Source organism: Roseovarius sp. B-10, assembly GCF_056859295.1.
In genome coordinates this window covers 1-5,153 of the sequence record NZ_JBSXOE010000005.1, presented here as the reverse complement: position 1 = coordinate 5,153, position 5,153 = coordinate 1, and the positions used below count along the sequence as shown (strand labels likewise).

Sequence of the window (5,153 nt, the reverse complement as noted above, 5' to 3'; positions counted from 1 at the left end):
GACACCGGTCATCGGATCACAAGGACCCTACCGGCGTTGATATACAGACGTCCGTCCGTCGAAACAGACCAAACCGCCCACATATCTCTTCAGATATCAATCATGTCAAAGAGCACGAGACAAAACCAACCAGAGTGCGCCCTACTTAACCGGCGCGCCCCGCCTCGTCTGCCCCAAAGTATTTATCCACTCCGTAACCGTCAGGCCCGTCGAGTGCGCCGCCGCAGCGTGTCCGCCGCGTCGGTGAAGGCGTATTTACGGATACCGACGGAGAGTCGCAAGAGGTTTTTTCGAAAAAAGCGAAACTTTTCCGCGCCGCGGTAAAGTCGGGGACGACGCGCCCTGCCGCCAGGGCGCGATCCCGCGCCTCATTCGCCGTAGGCCAGCCCCTCGCGGCGCGGATCGGCCCCGCCCTCGAGCCGCGTGCCTATCTCGATCGCGTGCAGCCCCGAAGTAAGCGCCCGCGTCTCCACCTCGTAGCCCAGCGCCGTCAGCGCCGGGGCGAGACGCGCCGCGCCGGGCTCGATGTCATAGCGGCCGAAACGGTTGACGAGATGCGGCAGCGCCACCGCCTCCTGCACATCCATCCCCCAATCGGCCCAGGCGATGATGGTCTTGGCCACGAATCCGATGATCCGGCTGCCACCCGGACTGCCTAGCACCAGTACCGGTTGGCCGTCGCGGCGCAGGATCGTGGGCGCCATGGACGAGCGGGGCCGCTTGCCCGGGGCCACGGCATTGGCGATGGGTCGCCCGCCGTCGTGGCTGGCAAACGAGAAATCCGTCAGCTCGTTGTTGAGCAGGAAGCCCCGCACCATGAGCCGCGACCCGAACGCGTTCTCGATGGTGGTAGTCATCGACAGCGCGTTGCCATGCGCGTCCACGATGGAGATATGTGAGGTCGAGGGCTGTTCGAGCGTCTCCCCCGTGCCCCAGTCCAGCGCGTGATCGAATTCAGGCGTGCCGGGGGCCACCTCGGGCAAGGCGTCGTCGCCGCGCAGGAGACGCGCGCGGTCGCGCAGGTAGCCGGGATCGAGCAGGCCGCGCACCGGCACCGGCACGAAATCACTGTCGGCGAGGTAACGCCCCCGGTCGGCGAAGGCGAGGCGGCTGGCATCGCCGATGAGCCGCCATGCCTCGGGGTTGTCAGGGCCGAGCGCGGCGAGGTCGAACGGGACCAGCAGGCCGAGTATCTGCCCCACGGTAACCCCGCCTGACGAGGGCGGTCCCATGCCGCAGACATCGTAGCCACGATAGGGCACGCAGGCCGCGTCGCGCTCGCGCACCTGGTAGATGGCGAGATCGGTCGCACTCAACTGTCCGGGATTGCCCTTCGCCCCCTGCACCGCCGCCGCGATGTCCTCGGCGATGGCCCCGGTATAGAACGGCTCCGGCCCCTCCGTCGCCAGTATGCGCAGCGTGTCGGCATAGGCCGGGTTGCGCAGGGTGCCACCCTCGCGCAGCGGCATGCCGCCGGGGAAGAAATAGGCGCGGGTGGTGTCAAAGCGCGACAGCCGGTCGGAATCGCGCGCCACCAGCCCCGCCAACCGGGGGCTGACCAAGAACCCCTCCTCCGCCAGCCGAATCGCGTCGTCGAAGAGCCCCGCCCAGTCCGCGCGGCCCCAGCGGCCATGCGCCTCTGCCATCAGCGCAGGCGTGCCCGGCACGCCCACCGAGCGCCCGCCCACCACCGCCTCGAAAAAGCCGAGCGGCTGGCCGTCCTCGTCCTGAAAGAGCGTTGGCGTGGCGGCCAGCGGCGCGGTCTCGCGCCCGTCCAGCGTGGTGATCTCGCCGGTGGCCCCGTCATGCCAGACGAGGAACGCGCCGCCGCCAAGGCCAGAGCTTTGCGGCTCGACCAGTCCCAGCACCGCCTGCGCCGCCACCATCGCATCCGCCGCCGTGCCGCCCAGCGAGAGCACTCTTGCCCCGGCCTCGACCGCGAGCGGGTGCGCAGCGGCGATCATCCAGTTCTCGGCCACCGCCGGGCGGCCCGCCGCCTTGGCCTCTGCCGCGCCATGCAGCATGGCCGGCACGTGCAGCACCCCGGCCCCTGCGCCCTCGGGCGCGACCGTGTCGGCGGCCTGTTGCGCCGCCACGGGCAGCGCGAGGCAGAGAAGGATTGCAAGGATCGTGCGCATCGCCGTCTCCTTTCGTCACAACGGGTCGGTGCGCCACAGCGTCACCTTTAGCCCACCATGCGCCACCGGCGGACCCGGAGGCAAGAACGGCAACCCGGTCGCGCGGGCCAGCCCGCCATCGCTCGTTACCAGCCCCACGCGCCAGCCGCGCATCTCGCGGCGCAAGACCTCGCCGAGGCTGCCATAGAGACCGAACAGCAGCTTGCGGTTGCCGATGCGCGCGCCGTAGGGCGGGTTGACCATCACGAGGCCCGGCGCCCCCGCGGGGCGGGTAAGCGCCGAGACCGGCTGGCAGGCGAAGGACACAAGCCCCGCCACACCCGCGCGCGCGGCATTCTCAGCCGCCATGCGCACCGCGCCTGCGTCGCGGTCGAAACCGGCGAATCGCACGCCCATCTCGCAGGGCGCGATCCCACCGCGCATCGCCTGCCACGCGGGCGCGTCGAACGTTGCCAGGTCCTCGAAGGCAAATCGCCGGTCGCGCCCCGGCGCGAGTCCCGCCGCGATCTCCGCCGCTTCGATCGGAAAGGTGCCCGAGCCGCACATAGGATCGAGCACCGGCTCGGTCCCGTCATAGCCGCATTGCCGCAGGAACAGCGCCGCCAGCGTCTCGCGCAAGGGGGCCTTGCCGGTGGCCAGCTTGTGGCCGCGCCGGTGCAGTGGCTCGCCCGAGGTATCGACGCTCAGACTCACGAGGTCGTCATCGATCCGGGCCATGACCCGGACGGCCCCCTCGCCCCCCTCCGGCGCGCCGAAGGTCTCGGTGATCGCGCGCGCGATTCGCTGCGACGCGGCCCCGGCATGGTAGATTTTCGAGCGGCGGCAGGTGGCCTCGACCTTGACCGGCACGTCGGGGCGCAGCACCGATCCCCAGTCGAATTTCCGCGCCCGTTTGTCGAGCTGCGCGAGGTGCATCGCACGGAATTCGCCTATACGGGCAAGCACACGGTTCGCGCCGCGAACCGTGAGGTTCGCGCGCCAGACCTCGGGCCAGCCACCAGTGATCTCGACACCGCCGGGCACCGCCGACACCGGCCCGAAACCCAGTTCCGCGACCTCCTCGGCGAGCGCCGCCTCCAGCCCCGGCGCGGTGGCAAGGAATATCGCGAAATCCACCGCCGCTCAGAGCATCGCCGGCACGACCTGGTCGGGCGGGCGATGGCCGTCCTCGAAGGTCTTGATGTTGATGATGACCTTCTCGCCCATCTCGACCCGCGCCTCGCGCGTGGCCGACCCCATGTGCGGCAACAGCACCACGTTTGGCAACTCGCGCAAGCGCGGGTTGATGTCGGCTCCGCGCTCGTAGACGTCCAGACCGGCGCCCGCGATCTCTCCGGCGCGCAGCATCCGGGTCAGCGCGTTCTCGTCGATCACCTCGCCGCGGCTGGTATTCACGATCACCGCCTCGGGCTTCATCAACTTGAGCCGCCGGGCGTTCATCAGGTGAAAGGTCGAGGGCGTGTGCGGGCAGTTGATGCTCAGCACGTCCATCCGCGCCACCATCTGGTCGAGGCTCTCCCAGTAGGTCGCACCGCATTCCTCCTCGATCTCGGGGCGCAGGCGGCGACGGTTGTGGTAATGCACCTGCATCCCGAAGGCAGCGGCGCGATGCGCCACCGCCTGCCCGATCCGCCCCATGCCGAGAATCCCCAGCCGCCGACCTGCGATGCGCCCGCCCAGGAACGCCGTCGGCGACCAGCCGCGCCAGTCACCCGTCTGCATCACCGCCAGCCCCTCGGGCAGGCGGCGCGTCACCGCGAGCATGAGCGCCATGGTCATGTCGGCGGTGTCGTCGGTCAGCACGCCAGGTGTGTTCGAGACGAGGATGCCGCGCTGCCGTGCCGTCTCGACGTCGATGTGATCGACGCCCGCGCCATAATTGGCAATGAGCTTGAGCCGTTCACCCGCCTGCCCGATCATGCCCGCGTCGATCCGGTCGGTGATCACCGGCACCAGGACATCCGCCTCCTGCATCGCCGCCGCCAGCTCCTCGCGGCTCATCGGCGTGTCGTCTTCGCGCAGTCGCACATCGAACAGCTCCTGCATCCGCCGCTCGACCGGCTCGGGCAGGCGTCGCGTAACGACAACACTCAGGGTTTCTGACGGCATGGCGGCCCTCCTCCGGCTTTTCTTTCCCGCGCGGTGCTGGCAGAGTGGCGCAGGACAAGGCGGGGCACAAGAACCCTTGCCGACGATGCGGGCAGAAATCGGAGTGCAAACATGCGGCGGCTTGTCATGGCCCTTCTCGTCGTGGCCCTCGGCGCGGGCGCGGGTGCCGCACAAGAGCGCGGGCCCGTGACCGGGCTGCCGATGCCGCGCTACGTCTCACTCAAGGCATCCAAGGCCAATGTCCGGCGCGGCCCCAGCCTCACCCACCGCATCGACTGGGTCTACAAGCGCCGCGGCATGCCCTTGCGCATCACCGCCGAGTTCGGCCACTGGCGGCGTGTCGAAGATGTCGACGGGGCCGGCGGATGGGTGCATTACTCGCTGCTGTCGGGGGTACGCACGGTCCTCGTCGCGCAGGACCTGCTGGACATGCGCGCGCGCCCCGACCCCGGCTCGATGGTCACCGCGCGGCTAGAGGCCGGGGTGATCGCGCGGCTCTCGGAATGCGGCCCCGAGTGGTGCGCGCTCTCGACCGGGGGGCATGACGGCTGGGCGCAAAAGACCACGCTGTGGGGCGTGGGCGCCCAGGAAATCGTCGAGTAGACGGCCTGAGCCGACGTACCGTCGCGGTCCGCACATGGCGCTCACATTTTTTTCCGCTGCGGTCTTGATCCGGCCAAACCGCCGGAGTAATGACCGCAGCACGCTGGGGTGTAGCCAAGTGGTAAGGCAGCGGTTTTTGGTACCGTGTACCGTAGGTTCGAATCCTACCACCCCAGCCAGTGCTTCCCGATCTTTAAACCGATGAGCCGCGCGGGCCGCCCCCGGTCGAAAGTGCCCCGAAAGGTGCCCCCGCGGCGGGTGGATCGGGTGACGGCTCGGTCGGCGCGGCGGGGGCTCCTCCCA

4 protein-coding genes and 1 tRNA gene are annotated in these 5,153 nt (G+C 69.4%); 2 read left to right on the top strand and 3 right to left on the bottom strand.

Annotated features, from left to right (window positions below; all coding sequences use genetic code 11):
• Positions 1 to 368 precede the first annotated feature (368 nt).
• Genes ggt through AC13D8_RS00095 form a run of 3 tightly spaced genes read right to left on the bottom strand, consistent with a single transcriptional unit; the run spans position 369 to position 4,247 of the window.
• Positions 369 to 2,138 (bottom strand): gamma-glutamyltransferase, encoded by a 1,770-nt coding sequence (ggt, locus tag AC13D8_RS00105; RefSeq protein ID WP_482967149.1) that lies wholly within the window; start codon positions 2,136 to 2,138, stop codon positions 369 to 371.
• A gap of 15 nt (positions 2,139 to 2,153) precedes the next feature.
• Positions 2,154 to 3,254, bottom strand: coding sequence for a THUMP domain-containing class I SAM-dependent RNA methyltransferase (locus AC13D8_RS00100; protein WP_482967148.1), 1,101 nt, complete (start codon positions 3,252 to 3,254; stop codon positions 2,154 to 2,156).
• 6 nt (positions 3,255 to 3,260) lie between these two features.
• Positions 3,261 to 4,247 (bottom strand): 2-hydroxyacid dehydrogenase, encoded by a 987-nt coding sequence (locus AC13D8_RS00095; RefSeq protein ID WP_482967147.1) that lies wholly within the window; start codon positions 4,245 to 4,247, stop codon positions 3,261 to 3,263.
• Between the two features lie 111 nt (positions 4,248 to 4,358).
• Between AC13D8_RS00095 and AC13D8_RS00090 the strand changes: the two genes are divergently transcribed.
• The gene (locus tag AC13D8_RS00090; RefSeq protein ID WP_482967146.1) at positions 4,359 to 4,850 is read left to right on the top strand and encodes an SH3 domain-containing protein; all 492 of its coding nucleotides are present in this window, start codon (positions 4,359 to 4,361) and stop codon (positions 4,848 to 4,850) included.
• A 104-nt stretch (positions 4,851 to 4,954) separates the two neighbouring features.
• Positions 4,955 to 5,029, top strand: a tRNA-Gln gene (locus AC13D8_RS00085).
• The last annotated feature ends 124 nt before the right edge of the window (positions 5,030 to 5,153 follow it).